The following is a 20,169-nucleotide window of genomic DNA, read 5'->3' on the forward strand; positions in this document are numbered from 1 at the left end:
CGAGCGTATCGAGACCTCGCACGTGGCACGGTGTCCCGTTGGCTCCGGGGCTTCGGGGGCTGCGCTGCTCCTTCGTCGCGGCGCGGCCCCCTCCAGCCGGCGTGAATCTCCCGTTGGCTCGAGGGAGCTTGCGACCGAAGCCAACCTCGCCCCGTGCGAACCCGTTGGTCGAGTAGCGAGGAACGAGCGTATCGAGACCTCGCACGTGGTGCGCGGGCGACGGGCCCGGGCCGCTAGAGCGCAGTCAGCCGCCCGAGCAGCTCGCGGTAGCGGGCCGCCGTCTGCTCGACGATCTCGGCCGGAAGCTCGGGCGGGGTGCCCTGCTGGTCCCAGTTGGCGGCGAGCCAGTCGCGCACGATCTGCTTGTCGAAGCTGGCCATGCGCGCCTCCGGGGTGGTGCCGGCGGCGTACGCCTCGCCGTCCCAGTAGCGGCTGGAGTCGCTCGTGAGCACCTCGTCGCCGAGGCGGATCACGCCGGTCTCGCGGTCGGCGCCGAACTCGAACTTGGTGTCGGCCAGGATCAGCCCGTGCGCCTCGGCGATGGCGGAGGCGTCGGCGAAGATCTGCAGCGACAGCGCGCGGAGCTCGGCCGCGACATCCGGGCCCACCAGCTCGACCGTGCGCTCGTAGCTGATGTTCTCGTCGTGCTCGCCCATCGGGGCCTTCCACGCCGGGGTGTAGATCGGCTCGGGCAGGCGGTCGCCGTTCTGCAGGCCGGCGGGCAGCGGGATGCCGCACACCGTCTGCGAGGTCTGGTATTCCTTCCAGCCGCTGCCGGTCAGGTAACCGCGGACGACGCACTCGACCGGGAACATGTCCAGGGTGCGCACCAGCATCGAGCGGCCGGCGACGGCGGCGGGGATGCGGCTGGCGCCGTCCAGGCCGTGGTCGGCGATGAGGTGGTTGGGCACGCGCAGCTGGTCGAACCACCAGAGGCTGAGGGTGGTGAGCAGCTCGCCCTTGCCGGGGATGCCGGGCTCGAGCACGTGGTCGAAGGCGCTCACCCGGTCGCTGGCGACAACGAGCACCTCGGGGCTGGCGGCGAGCGGGTCGCCCGTCCAGGTGTCGTCGTCGGTCATCGTCGCGCTCGGCACGTAGAGGTCGCGCACCTTGCCTGAGTACACGTGGGTCCAGCCCGGGAGGTCGACGGCGGACGATGCTGAGGGCTGGGTCTCGTTGGTCACGGAACCATTCTCGCGCACATCCGCGGACGCCCCGACGACATCCGCACGCGCCCGAGTCGCTGGCGGGGGAGCGCGGGAGCGGCAGGATGGGCGCTACTCTTCCGAGTGCATCCTGCGTTTCCACCGAGAAGGGCGGTCTCCCGGTCCATGACGATCAACTGGTTCACCGACACGCTGGGCACCGAGATGGTGCTGCTCGGCCTGGCGTTCGTGCTCTCCGCCGTGATCGGCCTCGAGCGGCTCTGGCATCGCAAGAGCACCGGGCTGCGCACGCACACGCTCGTCGGCGTCGGCTCGGCCCTGTTCACCCTCGTCTCGGCCTACGGCTTCAGCCAGGTGACCGACCCGAACGCGGTCGTCGACCCCTCGCGCATCGCGGCACAGGTGGTCTCCGGCATCGGCTTCCTCGGCGCGGGCGTAATCTTCGTGCGGCAGAACGTCGTCAACGGCCTGACGACCGCCGCGTCGATCTGGATGACGGCCGCCGTCGGCATGGCCTGCGGCGCCGGCATGCCGGTGCTCGCCAGCGCCGCCACCGTCATGCACCTGTTCACGACCACGCTGCTCTCGCGCTTCGGCCGGCGCCTGCGCCCTGTCCCCGAGGACACCGTCGTCGTGCAGTACAAGGGCGGCCGGGAGGTGCTGAGCGAGGTCCTCGCCGCGGCGACCTCGCTCGGGCTGCGCACCTCGCTGACGAGCACGAAGGCCATCGAGACGCCGAGCGGGGCCGAGCGGATCGAGGCGGTGCTCACCTTCGACAGCGCGGGGCGCCGGGCGCAGCAGCAGCTGCTCCAGGACCTCTCCGGCATCCGCGGCGTCGTCTCGGTGGCGCTCGCCGACGAGGACTCGGACTAGCCGGCCGCGCGCCGCAGCACACGCCGCCGCCAGAAATGTTTACGTTGACACAATTTCGATGTTTACGTTGACATTTCAGTCAGGGCGGCCCTACTCTGGCGGTGTCAGGCACCCGAACCGGCGTTGTCCTTCGACGCACGGCGGTGCGCGAAAGACGAACAGAGAGGTTCGCAGAATGCAACGTCGCACCGTGCGGCTCATCACCGCGATCGCGACGGCCGCCTTGGCCGTGTCGATCGCCACCCCCGTGTACGCAGAGACCCCGACACCCGTCCCGCCGATCCCCGTGCTCACCGGGGCCGAGCTCTCCGCGTCCTGGGCCGCCCCGCTCAGCACCCGCGGCCGCTACGTCGTCGACGCCAACGGCAACCGCTTCAAGCTGAAGTCGGCGAACTGGGACGGCGCCCAAGGGCACTGGAACGGCACGCAGCCGAAGTCCGACCCGGCCAACCACAACAACGGGCTCACCTACGACATCCCGTTGGGGCTCGACCGGGTGCCGCTGAACACGCTCATGGCCGACTTCCACGCGGTCGGCATCAACAGCATCCGCCTGCCGTTCTCCAACGAGATGCTGGGCATGACGGCGCCGGTCCCGGATGCCGCCGTGCTGGCGAACCCGCAGCTAAAGGGCAAGACACCGCTGCAGATCTTCGACGCGGCGGTGGCCGCGCTCACCGCCGACGGCTTCGCCGTCATCCTGAACAACCACAGCACGACCTCGCGCTGGTGTTGCGGCGAGAACGACGGCAACTCCAAGCCGCACAGCAGCCAGACCCTCGACAAGTTCGTCAGCGACTGGGCGTTCCTGGCCGCGCGCTACGCCGACAACCCGCGCGTGGTCGGCATGGACCTCCGCAACGAGGTGCGCCGCGACATCACGGACGACCCCAACTGGGGCATGGGCGACGCCAACGACCTGTACAAGGCGTACCAGCTGGCGGCGATCGCCATCCAGAAGGTGAACCCGAACACGCTGATCGTGATGGAGGGCATCAACTGGCAGGGCATCCCGCTCGACGGCTTCTTCCACGAGCGGCCCAACCTGCGCCCCGTCGCGACGACGTCGAACACGATCCTGTTCCCCGACAAGCTCGTGTACTCCTCGCACGTCTACGGCTTCACCGGCCCGAAGCACACCGGGGCCACCGGCCTGGGCGAGACCCACGACCCGCGCTACCGCGACATGACCGCCACCGAGCTCTCCACGGCGCTGAAGGCGGAGTCGCTGTTCGTGACGACCACGGGCCAGCACTACACGGCCCCGGTCTGGGTGAGCGAGTTCGGCACCACCGGCGCCGGCCAGGACAACCCCAAGGAGATCGCCTGGTGGGGCAACCTCATCGACGTGTTCGTCGCCAACGACACCGACTTCGCCGTCTGGCCGCTCGTCACCCACGCCACCGACGCGGGCGTGTTCAGCGACAAGTTCGCGCTGATCGGCTACTCGGCCAGCGGCACCAAGTTCAGCATCGCGGATGACTGGCGCTACCCGGCGTGGAGCAAGCTCGTCACCGCGAACGGCAAGACGGGCCCCGTCGCCGTCGAGGCCCGCTGGAACATGCTCGGCAGCGACAGCCACCAGCCAGACACCAACGCCTCGCTGCGCATGCAGACCCAGCCCGACTGGGACACCGGCAAGTGGAAGGGCAGCTGCCCCGACTCGGAGCGGCTGGTCGGCGTCTCGCGCAGCGCGAACCGCGCGCTGTGCACCGACAACGCGCAGCCGGCCCTGGGCAACGCGTACACCGCGGTGAGCAATGAGTCCACGGTGACGCACGACTGGGCGGGCGGATACAGCAAGCTGCAGTGCCCGAGCGGCCAGATCGCCACCGGCCTCAGCCTGAACAACACCACGACGAACAAGTGGGCGACGTCCAAGCTGCTCTGCACGCAGAGCAGCGACGCCCTGCCCGCCAGCCAGGGCCGCACGCTGTGGTTCGACAAGGCCGACAACCGCCCGGCCGGTGTCGGCTCACGGGCGAGCGACTGGGCGCCCGGCAAGTTCAAGGGCCAGTGCAACAACAACGAGTACATCGCCGGTGTCGCGTACACCTACCGCTGGAACAACGGCGGCGTGCCGAGCGCGCTGCTCTGCAAGCCGCTGAGCTAGCGGCACGCCAACGCCAGCCGAAACGGCTGAGGGCCGGACTGCCATGCGGCGGTCCGGCCCTCAGTTCGTGTGTGCTGCGTGCCCCTAGCCGGCGACGCGGGCGGCGATGTCCGTGCGGAACTGCGCCCCCTCGAGGCCGATCAGCGCGAGCGCCTCGTAGGCGCGGGCGCGGGCGGCGGCGAAGTCGGGTGCGGTCGCCACGACGTTGAGCACGCGGCCGCCGGTCGAGACCAGGGCGCCGTCGCGGAAGGCGGTCGCCGCGTGGGCGATGTGCACGCCGGGCACGGCCGCTGCGGCATCCAGCCCGCTGATCTCGCGACCGGTCGCGGGCGTTTCCGGGTAGTTCTCGCTGGCCAGCACCACGGTGACGGCCACGTCGGCGGCGAACTCGGGGTTCTCGCGGGAGCCTAGGGCACCGGTCGCGGCGTCGAACAGCAGGCCGGAGAGCGGCGTGACGAGGCGGGGCAGCACGACCTGCGTCTCCGGGTCGCCGAAGCGGGCGTTGAACTCGATCACGCGGATGCCGCGGGCGGTCAGGATCAGGCCGCAGTAGAGCAGGCCGATGAACGGCGTCTGCTCGGTGGCCAGCTGGCGCACGGTGGGCAGCGCGATGGTGGCCTGCACCTCGGCGACGAACTCCGCCTCGCTGCCGAACTCGGCGTCGAGCCAGGGCAGCGGCGAGTACGCGCCCATGCCGCCGGTGTTGGGGCCGGCGTCGCCGTCGGCGAGGCGCTTGTAGTCCTGGGCGGGGGAGAGCGGCAGCACGTTGTGGCCGTCGCTGAGGAAGAAGAGGGAGACCTCCTGGCCGTCGAGGAACTCCTCGACCAGCACGCTGCCGTGCTCCAGCCAGTGCGCGGCGTGGTTGATGGCGGCGTCGCGGGCCTCGGTGACGAGCACGCCCTTGCCTGCGGCCAGGCCGTCGGCCTTGATCACGTAGGGCGAGCCGAACTCGTCGATGGCGGCGGTGGCCTCGGCGAGGGTGCCTGCGCGCACGGCGCGGCCGGTGGGAACGCCGGCCTCGTCCATGATGCGCTTGGCGAAGGTCTTGGAGCCCTCGAGCTGGGCCGCGGCCTGCGCCGGGCCGAAGACGGGGATGCCGCGGGTGCGCAGGGCGTCGGCGACGCCGGCGACGAGCGGGGCCTCCGGGCCGATGACGACGAGCTGCACATTGTTGTCCATCGCGAAGTCGGCGACGGCGGCGGGGTCGTTGGCGTCGAGGGCGACGGTGCTCACCGAGCCGGCGCCTTCCGCACCGGCATCCGCGGCGATCCCGGCATTGCCGGGCGCGGCGATGATCTCGTGGGCGTCGCCGCCACGAGTCTCCTCTGCCAGGAGGGCGGTGATGATGGCGTGCTCGCGGGCACCGGAACCAAGGACCAGAATTCTCACCGGTTCAGGCTACCGGATGCCGGATGCGCCCGCGCCCGGCCGGCGCCCACGGCTCGCGCCCACGGCTCGCGCCTGTCGAAACCCCACGCTGGCTCGAGGGCGCCTGCGACCGCAGCGCACACGCTCGCGGCCCTCGTTTCGGCTCGCGGCCCCGGACATACCGAGGGCCGCGAGCGCAAACGAGGGCCGCGACGGCGGTTGCCGCTCACGCCCGCCGGCTGAGCCCGCCGGCTGAGCCCGCCGGAGCCCACCCCGCGCGATACCGTTGACCCATGGCACGAGCACGCATCGACGACGCACAGGGCCGGGCGGCCGTCGCCGCCTGGCGGGCCGATTCCACGGGCGCCAGCCGCGACATCCGCGCCCTCGCCGTGCGCTACACCCTGCAGCTGCTCGCCGAGCTCGCCCCCGGCAACACCCTCGAGGTGCGCGTGCCGCCGTTCGGCGCCGTGCAGTGCATCGAGGGCCCCCGGCACACCCGCGGCACCCCGCCGAACGTGATCGAGACGGATGCCGCCACCTGGCTGTCCCTCGCCACGGGCGAGCGTCCGTGGGCCGAGGCGCTCGACTCCGGGGCCGTGCACGCCTCCGGTCAGCGCGCCGACCTCGCCGAGCAGCTGCCGCTGCTGCAATAGTCGCTCCGCTCGGAACTCACGCTGGCTCGAAGGAGCAGCCGAGGAACGAGGCCGCGACTGAAGCCAAGCTCCTGCCGCACACCGTGTGCGGCGTGCACGGGCTTCGCTCGTTCCTCGCTCAGCCGACGGGGGATGCCGGCGTCAGCGCAGCGGGACGATCAGCGGAGCCCCCGTGCGCGGGTGCTCGAACACCTCGACCGCCTGGCCGTAGACCTCGCCGATGCGCTCGGCGGTGAGCACATCGCGGGGCGTGCCCGTGGCCACGACGCGGCCGTGCTGCAGCAGCGTCACCCGGTCGGCGTAGGCGGCGGCCAGGCTGAGGTCGTGCACGACGACGATCACGGTGGCGCCGGATGTCGCGCGCTCCCGCACCAGGCGCAGCACGTCCTCCTGGTGCTTGAGGTCGAGGGCGGCGGTCGGCTCGTCCAGCATCAGCAGCGACGCGCCCTGCGCGAGCACCCGCGCCAGGGCTGCCCGGGCACGCTCGCCGCCGGACAGCGACGGCACGGTGCGCCCGGCCAGCGCCTCGATGTCGCAGAGCGCCATGGCCTCCGCGACGAGGCGCTCGTCGTCGTCCTCCGCGGCGGTGCCCTGCCAGGGCGACCGGCCCATCTCGACGACCTGGCGCACGGTGAACGGGAAGTACACGTCGTGTTGCTGCAGCAACACGGCCCGCTCGCGGGCCAGCTCGCGCAGCTTCCAGTCGCCGAGCGGGCGGCCGTCGAGGCTCACGCCGCCGGCGCTCGGCCGCACGTCGCCTGCCAGGGCGCCGAGCAGCGTCGACTTGCCTGCGCCGTTCGGGCCGAGCAGTGCGTGCAGCTCACCGGGGCGGGCCGTGAAGTCGACGCCGTCCAGCAGGCGGGCGCCGTCGACGGTCACGCCGAGTCCGGTGGCGTTCAGGCGCGCGGAGACGGGCGCCGCGGCATCCGTCGGTGCGGTGAAGGTGGCGGTGTCGCTCATGCCCAGCCTCCCGAACGGCGCCGGGTGCGCCGCAGCAGCCAGAAGAAGAACGGGCCGCCGACGAGCGAGGTGAGCATGCCGATCGGCAGGTCGGCCATCGGCACCGCGGTGCGGGCGACCAGGTCGGCGCCGGCCATCAGCAGTGCGCCGCCGAGCACGCTGGCGATCAGCAGCGGACGGTGAGCCGGGCCGAGCACCATGCGCATGAGGTGCGGGATGACGAGGCCGACGAAGGCGATGATGCCGGCGAAGGCGACGGCGGCCGACACGAGCACGGCGACGACCACGATGACAAGGATGCGCACGAACTCGACGTTGACGCCGAGGTGGCGGGCGCCGCGCTCGCCGAGCGAGAACAGGTCGAGCGTGCGAGCCAGGCCGAAGGCGATGATCAGGCCGATCAGCACGAGCGGCGCGATGATCGCGATCTGCTCCCAGCGGGCGCCGTTCAGGCTGCCGAGCTGCCAGAAGATGATCTGCTCGCGCGAGGCGCTGTCGCCGAGGAAGGTGAGCAGGGCGAGGGCCGAGCCCGCGAAGGCGTTGATCGCGATGCCGGTCAGCACCAGGGTCACCACCTCGGTCTTGCCGCGGGTGCGGCTGGCGAAGTAGACGAACAGCGTGGTGGCGAGGCCGGCGACGAAGGCGGCCGCGGCCACGCTCCACTCGCCGAGGAAGGTCCAGCCGAACACGATCGCGGTGGCGGCGCCGAGCGCGGCACCGGCCGACACCCCGACGACGCTCGGCTCGGCGAGCGGGTTGGAGAACACGGCCTGCATGAGGGTTCCGGATGCCGCCAGGGCCGCACCGATCAGCAGGGCGAGCACGATCCGCGGGAAGCGGATCGTCCAGAGCGCCACGTCGTGCGTCGGGCTCGCGGCGGGGCCGACGTCGAAGCCCATCGCCCGCAGCACGGAGCCGATGACCTCGCCGGGCGCGATCGAGAGTTGCCCGCTGCCGGCGGAGACCAGGAACACCACGACGAGCGCGACCGAGAGGGCGGCGAACAGGATGCCGGCCCGCTTCGCGCTGGGCGCGCCCTTCTTCGCTGCTGGCGTGGTCTCGACGCGCTCAACCGGCGGGCTGAGCTGCTCCTCCGAAACCGTGGCGCTACTCACCGATCGGGCCAGACTGCTCCGGCGCGTATACGGCGCGGGCCAGGGCGTCGAGCACCTGCGGGGTGCGCGGGCCGAAACTCAGGATCTCGGTGTCGCTCATGTCCACGAAGCGCCGGTTCTGCCCGGCCGGCGTGCTGGCCAGCGCGGGGATGCTCTCCAGCAGCCCGTCGACGCCGTTCACAGAGTCGAGTCCCTTGGTCATCAGCAGCACAAGGTCGGGCGCCGCCTCGACGAGCGCCTCGGCGGTGACGGGGCGCATGCCCTGCCAGCCGATCTCCCCGGCGACGTCGCGTCCGCCGATGCTCGTGATCAGGGCGTCGGCCCCGGACTCCTCGCCGAACAGGTAGTAGACCCCGGCACTGCCGCGCAGGTAGAGGAACAGCATGCGCGGGCGCTCGGCGGGGTCGGTCGGGGCGATCGCCTCGACGTCGGCCTGCACCGCTGCGAGGTCCGCGTGCAGCTGCGCGGTGAGGCGCTCGCCAGCATCCGGCACCCCGAGGGCGGCGGCGACCTGCTCGATGACGGTGCCGATCGTGTCGATGTTGCGCTTGGAGGTGGTGATCACGACCGGGATGCCGGCATCGCGCAGCTGCTCGATGACGGCGGGCGGGCCGAGCGTCGTGTCGGTGAGGATCACGGTCGGGGCGAGCCCGAGGATCGGCTCGGCCGAGAGCTGGTGGCCGCCCGTGGTGACGAGGGGGAGGCCGGCCGCCTCCGCGAAACCCGTGGAGCTGTCGCGGCCGACGACGCGGTCGCCCAGGCCGAGGCCGAACACGGTGGCGGCGAGGGAGCCGGAGACGTCGACGGCCAGGATGCGCGACGCGTCGGTCACGGTGACCTCGGTGCCCTTGTCATCGATGACGGTGACGGGCAGCTGCGGCTCGTCGGGGGAGTCGATCGCGGTGATCCCGGCGTCGGCCAGGCAGGCGGTCGACGGCCCGACCCAGTCACGCGGGGCGTCGAGCACGGCCAGCTCGGTGAGCGGGATCTCGGATGCCACGCACTCACGCTGCGCGCTCTCTGCGGTGCCGGGGCCGGCGGTGGGGCCGGCACACCCCGTCAGCATCAGCAGGGTCAGCGTTGCACCGATGAACGCGGGGGTTCCGAACCGGAACGGGCGCCGTCCGGCACGGGAAGAGAGGGGGGAGCTCATAAGAATTTAGCTTAGCCTAACCTAAGAGTTGACAGTCTCCTGTGAATCTGACTACGGTTAGGCAAGCCTTAGCTAACCATGCTCCGGCGTCAAAAACCAATCCAGCCCACGCGAACGATGACCGTTCCCTACGTGGGCTCCTTCTTGCCTGGAGAAGCCGCGTCGTGAAGACACTGCAGCAGCATCGTGCCCGCCCACAGAGATGGCTAGCCACACTCACAATCGCGGTTCTCGCGCTCGGGGCCCCGCTGGCCACCGCCGCACCCGCCTTCGCGGACACGGCGCTGCCCGCCGTCGAGCAGGTGCTCCCCGAGCAGACGCCGGCTGAGCAGCCCCCCGCCGCGGCAACTCCGGCGGATGAGTCCCGTGCAGAGGAGGCGCCCGCAGAGGAGGCGCCCGAGAGCTGGGACGCGGTCCAGAACGCTCCCGTCTCCACGTTGAGCGCTGAGGCGCCCGCTCCGGCTCCGGCCGTTGCAGCCACCCCGGTGGTCACGCTCTCCGAAGCGCCGCACGATGGCGGCGCCGTCGTCGTGCGTGGCACCGGCTTCGCCGCAGCCACCCCCGGCGTCTACCTCGGTGTCGGCATCGCCGGGTCCGACGGCTTCTACAGCCCGGGCCTGGTGGCATCCGAGACCGTCTGGATTTCGATCGAGAACATCGCCGGGTCCTCCGACGCCGGCAAGACCGCGCCGATGAACTCGGACGGCAGCTTCGAGGTCACCGTCACCGTTCCCGCGGTGAGCGACGCCGTTCCGAGTTACGCCGTGTACACCTCCAAGGCGCACGGCCAGGGCTTCATGGACAAGAGCCAGAACACGGCAACAGTCGTGAGCTACGCCGCGGCGCCGCCTGCTGTGGTCGCCCCGGTGCTGACGCTGTCGAAGTCGACGGGTCTGCTCGCTGAGGGCGAGACGGTGACGGTGACGGGCACCGGGTATGACCCGGCCGTGCCGATGTACCTGATCGTGTGCTCGGACGTTCCGGTCGAGGATGTGAACTTCACGTTCGCGTCGAAGTGCACGACGGGTGCGAAGTTGATCAAGCCGAACCCGTCGGCGTCTCCGAACCAGGTCAAGCTGGAGGAGGACGGTTCGTTCACGACTGAGTTCCTGGTGACCGACAAGGGTGCCTCCGGCACCGCGGTGTACACGGTCGCTGATCACACGGCGATGCAGAACCGCACCCAGGACGTGAAGGTCGCTGTGAGCTTTGCCCCGCCGGTCCCGCAGGGGCCGGTGCTGACGCTGTCGAAGTCGACGGGTCTGCTCGCTGAGGGTGAGACGGTGACGGTGACGGGCACCGGGTACGACCCGGCCGTGCCGATGTACCTGATCGTGTGCTCGGACGTTCCGGTCGAGGATGTGAACTTCACGTTCGCGTCGAAGTGCACGACGGGTGCGAAGTTGATCAAGCCGAACCCGTCGGCGTCTCCGAACCAGGTCAAGCTGGAGGAGGACGGTTCGTTCACGACTGAGTTCCTGGTGACCGACAAGGGTGCCTCGGGCACCGCGGTGTACACGGTCGCTGATCACACGGCGATGCAGAACCGCACCCAGGACGTGAAGGTCGCTGTGAGCTTCGCCCCGAAGGTCGTCGGCCCCGCCGTCACCGCATCTGTCGCGTCGGCGTCGGCGTCGAGCGGACTCTCGGTGCGCCTCGTCGGTTCCGACTTCGGCGTTACGAAGTCCGTGTACGCGGCGATCATCGAGAAGGGCACCGAGTCGTCGGTGACCGCCGATTCCGGCTTTGCCGTGATGGAGTACTGGCCGGAAGCGGTTGTGGGTGGTGTCTTCGACAAGAAGCTCGTCGCGCCGACAGCAGTGCTGGATCGCAGCAAGCAGTACGAGGTGCTGGTCTGGAGACAGCACTCGCTCCCGAACGCCGACACCATCTACGCTCGTGCCGATGTGACCCCGACGTCCGGCCAGTGGGACGCACTGTTCCCGGCTCCGCAGCCGGGCGCAGAGGCGACCACGACGACGCTGAGCGTCGACAAGACGGCCGTCGTCGAGGGCGCCACCGTCACGGCCACCGCCGTGATCGCGCCGGTCACGGCATCCGGAACCGTCAGCTTCCTCAACGGCTCCACCGTCGTGGCGAAGGATGTCGCCGTCACCGGCGGCACCGCGACCGCATCGCTGAAGCTCGCCAAGATCGGCACAGCCTCGCTGACCGCCGTCTTCACGCCCGCCAAGAACGCGCTCTTCCTCACCAGCACCTCGGCCGCCGTCTCGGTGGCGGTCGCGGCCAAGCCCGTCACCCCGCCGGCCGCCCAGACCGGTGAGCTCTCCTGGGGCATCTACGGCGCGTTCCGTGACTACATCACCGGGCCCATCGCGAAGGGCGAGGTCGCGCTGAGCGACGGCGCCTCCGCGTCGGGCAGCGGCTACCTGTTCGCGCAGACCGGCGGCACCGTCGACCTGCAGGCAGGCAAGGGCGCCGCGGACTACAGCGGCGCCGTGCGCTTCACCGGCCATCACGGTGCGCTCGACGTGACCATCGGCTCCCCGACGCTGCGCCTCGACAGCAAGACGACGGCAACGCTCCGCGTCGTCGTCAACGGCACCCGCGTCGACTTCGCAACCGTCAACCTGGCGGCTGCCGGCACCAGCACCGACAAGGACAAGACCCTCTTCGTCGACGCCCCCGTGACCCTCAGCGAGGCCGGAGCAGTCGCCTTCCTGGGCAACTACCCCGCCGGAACCGTGATCGACCCGATCACCGTCGCCTTCAGCACCGGCGCAACTGAGCCGGTCGAGACCGTCGGCACCCGCACGGCCCTCAGCGTCGACAAGGACACCGTCGTCGTCGGCGGCTCCGTCAAGCTGAGCGCCACCGTCACGCCGGCCAGCGCCCAGGGCAGCGTCATCTTCGCCGCCAACGGCAGCCAGCTCGGCGCCGCGGTGCGCGTTGCCGACGGCCAGGCCTCGGCCGACGCCGTTCTGCGCACCGTGGGCAGCATCGCGCTGACCGCGCGCTTCGTGCCGGATGCCGGTTTCGGCGCGAGCAGCTCTGCTGCGAGCACCGTGAAGGTGACGAGCTCCGTGCTGCCGCCGGTCAAGCCCCCGGTGATCACCCCGCCGACGACGCCCGTCGTTCCCCCCGTTGTCGCCCCGACCGTGCAGGGCGGATCGCTCAGCTGGGGACTCGGAAGCGTCTTCCGCAACTACATCACCGGACCCATCGCCAAGGGCTCGATCAGCGTCGGCAGCGGCGCCACCTCCTCCGGCGGCGTGTTCCAGTTCGGCCAGAGCGGCGGAAGCTTCGACCAGGGCAGCGGAACGGGCACGGCCGACTACGCCGGCAGCGTGCGCTTCACCGGGCACGGCGGCATCCTCGACCTGACCTTCGCCAACCCGACGCTCAGCGTGACGAGCGCCACCAGCGCACTGCTCTCGCTCTCCGTGAACGGCGGCCGCGTCGACTTCGCCACGGTCAACCTGGGCTCGGCAGCGCGCTCCAGCCTGAACGGTGCGACCGTCTTCAGCGGTGCCCCGGTCACGCTGACCGCCGCCGGCGCGAGCGCCTTCCAGGGCTACTACAGCGCTGGTGAGGTCCTCGACCCGATGACCGTGACCATCGGCGCCGCAGCCGCAGCGCCGTCCGGCACCACCGGGACGATCGCCACGGCATCCGTCAACACGCCCGCCCAGGGCGCCGTCCCGGCCAGCCCGCCGGCCACCACCGGCATCACGCTCACACCGGAGGTGCTCGGCTCGATCGCAGCCGGCGGCCAGATCTCCTTCGAGGCCGACGGCTTCCAGCCCAACGAGACCGGCATCCGCGTCGTGATCTACTCGACGCCGACCGTTCTGGCCGAGAACCTCACCGCCGACGCCAACGGCGTCGTGCGCTGGAGCGGCACGCTGCCGGCCACGCTGACCGGCGAGCACACGCTCACCGTGCAGGGCTCGATCAGCAAGGGTGTCGTCATCACGATCCCCGAGCGCGCCGTGGTCGGCTTCTGCCCGGTCGAGGGCGCGACGCTGGACTGGGGCTTCAAGCAGAGCTTCCTCGCCTACATCAGCAGCGGCATCGCCAACGGCGGCTGGGAGCTCGCCGGCGGCACCACCGAGGCCGACGGACTGTTCCACTGGGCAGACGGCACCGGCAGCATCGACCAGAAGAGCGGCGCAGGGCTCGTGTCCTACCTCGGCAGCATCCGGTTCACGGGCCACGACGGCGCACTGGACACCACCGTCGCCAACCCGCGCATCGAGCTGGTCAGCGAGACCGAGGGCTACCTCGTGCTCGACGTCACCGGCACCACCCAGCAGGGCGAGCCGATCGACGGCCAGGCATTGCGCTTCGGCCAGCTGACGCTCGGCGCCGGCAGCCTCGAGGTGACGGAGGCCGGTATCACCGGCACCGACATCGAGGCCGTGCTGACGGATGCCGGGGCCGCAGCCTTCGGCACCTACCCCGCCGGGGACGCCCTCGACCCGATCAGCTTCACGCTGCCGACCGCCGACTGCGCAGTCGTGGCCGCAGAGGCCGAGTCGAGCGAGGCCGGCCCGAGCGACAAGACGGTGACCGCCATCAGCGCGGACGTCGCCGAGCAGGGCGTCAGCTGGATCGTCTGGGTTCTGGCCGCGGTGCTCGCCGCTGCCCTGGCTGTGATCGTGGTGCTGCTGGCCAAGCGGCGTCGAGCGGGGGCTGACGCCTCGGCCGAGTAACACGGCGATTGCATGATGCGGGGCCCTCACCGAGATCGGTGGGGGCCCCGTTCGTGTGCCCGGGATCTGGCCCCCCGCTCTCGCCGGGTGCGCCCGCACACAGAATGGTGCGCGACAATAGAAGTGTGAGTGAAACCGCCGCGTCAGAACCCGTCCAGCCCCGGCCCGAGACCGAGCCGGCTCAGGGTGCGCCTGTGCCGCACGAGCCGGTGGAGACCGTCGTCGCGCACGAGACGCTGCGCGTGCGCCGCGCCCCCAAGGTCACCCGGTTCCTCGCGATCGGCGTCGGCGTCGGCGTCGTGGCCGCGCTGATCCTCACCATGATCTTCCCCGAGAACGACGACTACGACCGCGGTCAGGTCTTCGGTTTCCTGCTGCTCTTCTGCGGTGCGGTGGGCCTCGGCCTGGGCGCACTGACCGCCCTGATTCTCGACCGCCGCGCTGCCCGTCGATCCGTCACTGTCGTGGCCGATAGAATTGACGCGCACTCGGGCGACAACTCACAGTAAGGGGCCTCGACTTGGCCAGCGGCGACGGACTTCTCAACCATGATCTGCTCCCCGGCGAGAAGGGACCACAGGATGCCTGCGGTGTCTTCGGCGTCTGGGCTCCCGGCGAGGAGGTGGCCAAGCTCAGCTACTTCGGGCTCTACGCGCTGCAACACCGCGGCCAGGAGTCAGCCGGCATCGCGACCAGCGATGGCAGCAAGATCCTCATCTACAAGGACATGGGCCTTGTCTCGCAGGTCTTCAACGAGACCGCGCTGAACACCCTCACCGGCCACATCGCCGTCGGGCACACGCGCTACTCGACCACCGGGTCCTCCAGCTGGCAGAACGCGCAGCCGACGCTCGGCCGCACCTCGACCGGCACCGTCGCCCTCGGCCACAACGGCAACCTCACCAACACGGCCGAGCTGCTCGAACTGGTGCACGAGCGCTACCCGGAGACGGATGGCGAGCTGCGCCGCGGCAACACGACCGACACCGCCGTCGTCACCGCGCTGCTGACCGGCGACACGAACCACACGCTCGAGCAGACCGCCCTCGAGGTGCTGCCGCGCCTGCGCGGCGCCTACTGCCTCGTCTTCATGGACGAGCACACCCTCTACGCCGCCCGCGACCCGCAGGGCGTGCGCCCGCTGGTGCTCGGCCGTCTCGACCGCGGCTGGGTCGTGGCATCCGAGACCGCCGCCCTCGACATCGTCGGCGCCGCCTTCGTGCGCGAGGTGGAGCCGGGCGAGCTGATCACCATCGACGAGGACGGCCTGCGCTCGCAGCGCTTCGCCGAGTCCAAGCCGGCCGGATGCGTGTTCGAGTACGTCTACCTGGCGCGCCCCGACACCGCGATCGCCGGCCGCGGCGTGCACGAGGCCCGCGTCGAGATGGGCCGCCGCCTCGCCGCGGAGCACCCCGTCGAGGCCGACCTCGTCATCCCCACCCCCGAGTCGGGTACCCCCGCCGCCATCGGCTACGCCCAGGCCAGCGGCATCCCGTTCGGCCAGGGCCTGGTCAAGAACTCCTACGTCGGCCGCACCTTCATCCAGCCGTCGCAGACCATTCGCCAGCGCGGCATCAAGCTCAAGCTGAACCCGCTGAAAGAGGTCATCAAGGGCAAGCGCCTCATCGTGGTGGACGACTCGATCGTGCGCGGCAACACGCAGCGCGCCCTCGTCTCGATGCTGCGCGAGGCCGGCGCCGCCGAGGTGCACGTGCGCATCTCCAGCCCGCCCATCACCTGGCCCTGCTTCTACGGAATCGACTTCGCCACCAAGGCCGAGCTCGTCGCCTCCGGCCTCGGCGTCGACGAGGTGCGCCAGTCGATCGGCGCCGACTCGCTCGGCTACCTCTCCGAGGACGGCATGATCGAGGCCACCGAGCAGCCGCGCGAGCGCCTCTGCACCGCCTGCTTCACCGGCAAGTACCCGATCCCGCTGCCCCAGTCGCAGCACCTCGGCAAGAACCTGCTCGAGCGCCCCGTCGCCTCGAACGGCTGCGAGCCGGGCCCGGATGCCGAGTTCGAGAGCGTGCTCGAGGTGGGCATGCCCCTCGTCATCGGCGACCCCGGCCGCCAGGAATAGTAGTCCTTCACGTCGGCTGAAGGAGCGCCCCATCACGTCGGCTGAAGGAGCGCCACATCACGTCGGCTGAAGGAGCGCCAGCGACTGAAGCCCGGTTTCCGGCGTGAGAGATCGTTTCGCGAAGCCGCTCAGGGCTTCGCTCGTTCCTCGCTCAGCCGACGGGGGAGGCGGCTCTGCCGGCCGGAGAGCGATCAGGCGAGCTCGGCGATGATGGGCCGCAGCGCGTCGGTGAACCCGGTCGGGTCGGTGCGCAGCGTGTCGGTGATGGCGACGCTCGTGCGCCCGATCCACCAGGCACCGGATGCCGCAAGCGGCAGCAGCTGCACGGTGAGCTCGAACACGCGCGCCCGCCGGCCGTGCACCCGCTCGTTCTCGGCGATCAACCCCGCGTAGGCGAGCTTCAGCGAGCCGCGCGGTTCGTGCTGGTAGTCGGCGAATCGTCGCGCCGCGGCATCCGACCACGCCACCGCCGCCTCGGCGTACGGGGTGATCGCCTCGAGCAGCAGCTCGGCGCCCCGCACGGGGAGGGCGACCAGGTCGCCGAAACCCGGTGCCAGCTCCAGCGGGATCGGTGACGGATAGCGCTCGGGCTCGACGGTGCTCGCCCACCACAGCAGCCACTGCGTCTCAAGCTGGCTGCGCTCTGGCTCCGGGATCAGCTCGAAGGGCAGCGGCGCGGCCGGCTGGGCGTCGGCGGGCGGGGGAGTGAGCGCTGAGTGCTGGGGCTGCCTGAGCAGCGCGTGGTGCAGCGGGTGGCGCAGCTCACGCAACGCGGTTCCGTCGGAGACCCCGATCACGCCCTGCAGCCGGGGCAGCTCCACCGGGGCTTCGATGCCGATGCGGTCGCGCAGGTAGAGGGCGAGCAACACCTGACGGTTCGCCTCTTCACGAACCGACCACCATGCCGCGCCGGAGCCCCACATAGGGTCAGTGTAGCCCGCGCGCCCGCGCCCGGCTCCGGAGATTTCCGTGGATTTCCGGGGATTGTCGGGGCAGGGTGAAGCCGGGGCGGCGCCGTCGAAATCTGGCGCCCGCGCGCCCGGTACCCTATAAGGGTGACCGAGAATTCTTACGCCGCAGCAGGCGTCGACACAGCAGCCGGCGACCTTGCGGTCGAACTCATGAAGGCGGCCGTCTCCAAGACGCACGGCCCGAACGTCCTGGGTGGTGTCGGCGGCTTCGCCGGCCTCTTCGACGTGTCATTCCTCACCGCGTACAAGCGGCCCCTGCTGGCCACCTCGACCGACGGCGTCGGCACCAAGGTCGCCATCGCGCAGGCCCTCGACAAGCACGACACCATCGGCCAGGACCTGGTCGGCATGGTCGTCGACGACATCATCGTGGTGGGTGCCAAGCCCATCTTCATGACCGACTACATCGCCTGCGGCAAGGTCGTCCCCGCCCGCATCGCCTCGATCGTCGAGGGCATTGCCAAGGCCTGCTCCGCCACCGGCACCGCGCTCGTCGGCGGCGAGACCGCCGAGCACCCCGGCCTCCTCGGCCCGGACGACTACGACGTGGCCGGCGCCGCCGTCGGCGTCGTCGAGGGTGACGCCGTGCTCGGCGCCGACCGGGTGCAGCACGGCGACGTCGTCATCGCCATGGCCTCCTCCGGCATCCACTCCAACGGCTTCTCGCTGGTGCGCCACATCCTCGCCCAGAACAAGATCGGCTACACCGACCACTCCAACGAGTTCGGCGGCGTCGTCGGCGAGGTGCTCCTCGAGCCGACCCGCCTCTACACCGGCCCGCTCGTCAGCGTGCTCGAAGACCCGGCCCTCGCCGGCAGCGTGCACTCCCTCAGCCACGTCACCGGCGGTGGCATCGCCGCCAACCTCGCCCGCGTGCTGCCGGTCGGCTCCTGGGTCGAGGTGGACCGCGCCAGCTGGTCGCCGAACAGCGTGTTCCGCGTGCTGAGCGACCTCGCCGGCACCAGCCTGGAGAGCGCCGAGGGCACCTGGAACCTCGGCATCGGCATGTTCGCCGTCGTGGCCGCGGATTCCGCCTCCAGCGTCATCGCCAAGCTCGAGTCCGAGGGCATCCACTCCTGGGTCGCCGGCCGTGTCTCGACGACGCCGCGTGACTTCACCGGTTTCGAGCAGGGCGCCAAGGGCGTCGACGGCGGCGCCGTGCGCCTGGTCGGCAGCTACGCCGCCTAGTCAGCTCGCTCCAGAAGAGCCCGCCCCAGACGAACCCGTCGGTCACACCGTGGCCGGCGGGTTCTTTCTGTGCGCGGCCCGTGGCAGCCCGAAAAATGGCATGCGAAAAGCCGTGAGCTCAGCGTTGAAACGCTGAGCTCACGGCATCCAGTGCGGAGAAAAGACTAAGCGCGCTTCTGCTCGTCTTCGGTCGCGTAGGTGTCCTCGTACGGTGTGGCCTCATACTCAGGCCACTTGGCGAGGTCTTCGTCGAGACGATCCCCACCAGGTCGAACATCACCACTATGCGTGAGTTCGCGTTCGAGAGCACCGTAGTTGGTGTCGGGGCTGAAGTACTTCAGCTCACGGGCTACCTTGGTGTGCTTTGCTTTTTGACGGCCGCGCCCCATGCGAGACCCCCTTACGATGACAGGCCGGTTGCTAATGATGCGCCCGGGATTTACCGATAAAAAGTATGAAAACTAACTGCCAGTTTAGCATGTAGGGTGCACAGTGCCGGTGGCCGCTTCAGAGACAGAGAATGGGACGAGGTTTGATGAGATTCGACCGTGATGTGCCGGTCGTTGTCATCGGATCTGGGCAGGCCGGGCTGGCCGTTTCCTACTACCTGCGCCGCTTCGATTTGGTGGCCGGGCAGGACTTCGTGGTCCTGGACCGGGGGCCAGACGCCGGCGGCGCCTGGCAGCACCGGTGGCCAAGCCTGCGGCTCGGCTCCGCCCACCGTGTTCACGATCTGCCCGGGATGGCCGAGCTCGACCTGAGCTTCGACACCGCCGCGCGGGACGTGCCGGCCCGCGATATCGTCGCCGACTACTACCGGCGCTACGAGGAGCACTTCCAGCTGCACGTCGAGCGGCCCGTCACCGTGCGCTCGGTCGTGAACAGCGGGGCGGACCTAGTGGTGCACACCGACAGGGGCTCCATCGGCACGCGCTTCGTCGTGAACGCGACGGGCACCTGGGGTGCCCCATTCATCCCGCACTACCCGGGGGTGATGGATTTCGCCGGGCGCCATCTGCACACCGCGGACTACGTCTCGGCCGAGGACTTCCGCGACAAGAACGTCATCGTCGTCGGCGGCGGCACCTCGGCGATCGGATTCATGCTCGAGCTGGAGGGTGTGGCGTCCGGCCTCACCTGGGTGGCGCGCCGGCCGATCGACTGGCTCGACAGCGAGCAGCTCGACGTGGAGGGGGCGGCCGAGGCGGTCGCCGCGCAAGACAGGGCGGCGCGGGCGGGGCAGGCGCTGCCGAGCATCGTCAGCGGCACCGGCGTGCCCAAGACCCGGCGCATCGCGGCCGGCATCCACCGCGGCCTGCTCGTGGCCAAGCCGATGTTCAGCGTGCTCGAGCCCGGCGGCGCCCGCTGGGCCGACGGCAGCGTCGTCCCGGCCGACGCGATCATCTGGGCGACGGGCTTCCGGCCGGAGCTGCGTCACCTCGCGCCGCTGAAGCTGCGCGAGGCCGCGGGCGGCGTGACCGTGGGCTCCGGGGCCTCGTGGACCGACCCGCGCATCTTCCTCGCCGGCTACGGCCCGCAGGCGTCCACGATCGGCGCCAGCAGGGCGGGCCGCACGATCGCCCGCCAGATCATGGCGCTGCTCTAGCCGTTCCCGTTGGCTCACGCTCCCCGTTGGCTCGAGGGAGCGTGCGACTGAAGCCAACAGGCGGCCACCGCCCAAACCCGCTGGTCGAGTAGCGAGGAACGAGCGTATCGAGACCTTGTGCGTGGAACTGTTTCGAGTCGTGTCAGGGTCTCGATACGGCCCTGGCGGGCCTACTCGACCAGCGGGCGGGGGCCGCCGCTGGCGGGCCTACTCGACCAGCGGGTGCTGGCGGGCCTAATCGACC

The 20,169-nt window shown here is 70.6% G+C and carries 15 protein-coding genes; 8 read left to right on the forward strand and 7 right to left on the reverse strand.

Going from position 1 to position 20,169, the window contains the following annotated elements:
* Positions 1–233 precede the first annotated feature (233 nt).
* Positions 234–1,184 carry a phosphoribosylaminoimidazolesuccinocarboxamide synthase gene (locus BLT62_RS03535; RefSeq protein WP_083362819.1) on the reverse strand — a complete coding sequence of 317 codons (951 nt, stop codon included), beginning with the start codon at positions 1,182–1,184 and terminating at the stop codon, positions 234–236.
* Between the two features lie 147 nt (positions 1,185–1,331).
* On the opposite strand from BLT62_RS03535, the gene BLT62_RS03540 reads away from it, so the two are divergent.
* Both BLT62_RS03540 and BLT62_RS03545 read left to right on the forward strand, forming a co-directional pair.
* Entirely contained in the window at positions 1,332–2,039 is a 708-nt protein-coding gene (locus BLT62_RS03540; protein WP_083362820.1) for an MgtC/SapB family protein, read from the forward strand.
* Between the two features lie 175 nt (positions 2,040–2,214).
* Complete coding sequence (locus tag BLT62_RS03545; protein ID WP_083362821.1) at positions 2,215–4,152, forward strand: glycoside hydrolase family 5 protein; 1,938 nt, start codon at positions 2,215–2,217, stop codon at positions 4,150–4,152.
* An 84-nt stretch (positions 4,153–4,236) separates the two neighbouring features.
* Here the strand turns inward: BLT62_RS03545 and purD are convergent, their stop codons facing one another.
* Positions 4,237–5,541: a phosphoribosylamine--glycine ligase gene (gene purD, locus BLT62_RS03550; RefSeq protein WP_083362822.1), complete on the reverse strand. Its 1,305-nt coding sequence runs from the start codon at positions 5,539–5,541 to the stop codon at positions 4,237–4,239.
* Positions 5,542–5,813: 272 nt separating this feature from the next.
* Between purD and BLT62_RS03555 the strand changes: the two genes are divergently transcribed.
* The gene (locus tag BLT62_RS03555; RefSeq protein ID WP_083362823.1) at positions 5,814–6,176 is read left to right on the forward strand and encodes a sterol carrier family protein; all 363 of its coding nucleotides are present in this window, start codon (positions 5,814–5,816) and stop codon (positions 6,174–6,176) included.
* Between the two features lie 141 nt (positions 6,177–6,317).
* Here the strand turns inward: BLT62_RS03555 and BLT62_RS03560 are convergent, their stop codons facing one another.
* Genes BLT62_RS03560 through BLT62_RS03570 form a run of 3 tightly spaced genes read right to left on the reverse strand, consistent with a single transcriptional unit; the run spans position 6,318 to position 9,404 of the window.
* A complete protein-coding gene (locus BLT62_RS03560; RefSeq protein ID WP_083362824.1) occupies positions 6,318–7,136 on the reverse strand; it encodes a heme ABC transporter ATP-binding protein in 819 nt (272 codons plus the stop codon).
* The gene (locus BLT62_RS03565; protein WP_083362825.1) at positions 7,133–8,251 is read right to left on the reverse strand and encodes a FecCD family ABC transporter permease; all 1,119 of its coding nucleotides are present in this window, start codon (positions 8,249–8,251) and stop codon (positions 7,133–7,135) included. The genes BLT62_RS03560 and BLT62_RS03565 overlap by 4 nt, the downstream gene beginning before the upstream one ends.
* The gene (locus BLT62_RS03570; protein WP_083362826.1) at positions 8,244–9,404 is read right to left on the reverse strand and encodes a heme/hemin ABC transporter substrate-binding protein; all 1,161 of its coding nucleotides are present in this window, start codon (positions 9,402–9,404) and stop codon (positions 8,244–8,246) included. Before BLT62_RS03570 ends, BLT62_RS03565 begins: the two co-directional genes overlap by 8 nt.
* A 164-nt stretch (positions 9,405–9,568) precedes the next feature.
* Between BLT62_RS03570 and BLT62_RS03575 the strand changes: the two genes are divergently transcribed.
* The 3 genes from BLT62_RS03575 to purF all read left to right on the forward strand — a co-directional run bounded on the left by BLT62_RS03575 (position 9,569) and on the right by purF (position 16,160).
* Positions 9,569–14,080, forward strand: coding sequence for an HtaA domain-containing protein (locus BLT62_RS03575; protein ID WP_083362827.1), 4,512 nt, complete (start codon positions 9,569–9,571; stop codon positions 14,078–14,080).
* A 125-nt stretch (positions 14,081–14,205) separates the two neighbouring features.
* On the forward strand, positions 14,206–14,589 hold the full coding sequence (locus BLT62_RS03580; protein WP_133161146.1) for a hypothetical protein: 384 nt from the start codon (positions 14,206–14,208) through the stop codon (positions 14,587–14,589).
* 11 nt (positions 14,590–14,600) lie between these two features.
* Positions 14,601–16,160, forward strand: coding sequence for an amidophosphoribosyltransferase (purF, locus tag BLT62_RS03585; protein ID WP_083362829.1), 1,560 nt, complete (start codon positions 14,601–14,603; stop codon positions 16,158–16,160).
* 191 nt (positions 16,161–16,351) lie between these two features.
* On the opposite strand, the gene BLT62_RS03590 is transcribed toward purF, so the two are convergent.
* Positions 16,352–17,083, reverse strand: coding sequence for a hypothetical protein (locus BLT62_RS03590; RefSeq protein ID WP_083362830.1), 732 nt, complete (start codon positions 17,081–17,083; stop codon positions 16,352–16,354).
* A gap of 132 nt (positions 17,084–17,215) precedes the next feature.
* Between BLT62_RS03590 and purM the strand changes: the two genes are divergently transcribed.
* Complete coding sequence (gene purM, locus BLT62_RS03595) at positions 17,216–18,319, forward strand: phosphoribosylformylglycinamidine cyclo-ligase (RefSeq protein ID WP_083362831.1); 1,104 nt, start codon at positions 17,216–17,218, stop codon at positions 18,317–18,319.
* Positions 18,320–18,483: 164 nt separating this feature from the next.
* Here the strand turns inward: purM and BLT62_RS03600 are convergent, their stop codons facing one another.
* Positions 18,484–18,708: a DUF3073 domain-containing protein gene (locus BLT62_RS03600; protein ID WP_083362832.1), complete on the reverse strand. Its 225-nt coding sequence runs from the start codon at positions 18,706–18,708 to the stop codon at positions 18,484–18,486.
* Positions 18,709–18,854: 146 nt separating this feature from the next.
* Here BLT62_RS03600 and BLT62_RS03605 point away from each other — a divergent pair, with 146 nt between their 5' ends.
* Entirely contained in the window at positions 18,855–19,925 is a 1,071-nt protein-coding gene (locus BLT62_RS03605) for an NAD(P)-binding domain-containing protein (protein ID WP_156786227.1), read from the forward strand.
* Positions 19,926–20,169 lie beyond the last annotated feature (244 nt).

The sequence above is a fragment of the Microterricola viridarii genome, assembly GCF_900104895.1.
Classification (GTDB): domain Bacteria; phylum Actinomycetota; class Actinomycetes; order Actinomycetales; family Microbacteriaceae; genus Microterricola; species Microterricola viridarii.

Excerpts from the sequence above, each read along its gene's own strand:
- BLT62_RS03540 (WP_083362820.1), top strand. The coding sequence starts at position 1,332 with ATGACGATCAACTGGTTCACCGACACGCTGGGCACCGAGATGGTGCTG.
- BLT62_RS03545 (WP_083362821.1), top strand. The coding sequence starts at position 2,215 with ATGCAACGTCGCACCGTGCGGCTCATCACCGCGATCGCGACGGCCGCC.
- BLT62_RS03555 (WP_083362823.1), top strand. The coding sequence starts at position 5,814 with ATGGCACGAGCACGCATCGACGACGCACAGGGCCGGGCGGCCGTCGCC.
- BLT62_RS03560 (WP_083362824.1), bottom strand. The coding sequence starts at position 7,136 with ATGAGCGACACCGCCACCTTCACCGCACCGACGGATGCCGCGGCGCCC.
- BLT62_RS03570 (WP_083362826.1), bottom strand. The coding sequence starts at position 9,404 with ATGAGCTCCCCCCTCTCTTCCCGTGCCGGACGGCGCCCGTTCCGGTTC.
- BLT62_RS03590 (WP_083362830.1), bottom strand. The coding sequence starts at position 17,083 with ATGTGGGGCTCCGGCGCGGCATGGTGGTCGGTTCGTGAAGAGGCGAAC.
- BLT62_RS03600 (WP_083362832.1), bottom strand. The coding sequence starts at position 18,708 with ATGGGGCGCGGCCGTCAAAAAGCAAAGCACACCAAGGTAGCCCGTGAG.
- BLT62_RS03605 (WP_156786227.1), top strand. The coding sequence starts at position 18,855 with ATGAGATTCGACCGTGATGTGCCGGTCGTTGTCATCGGATCTGGGCAG.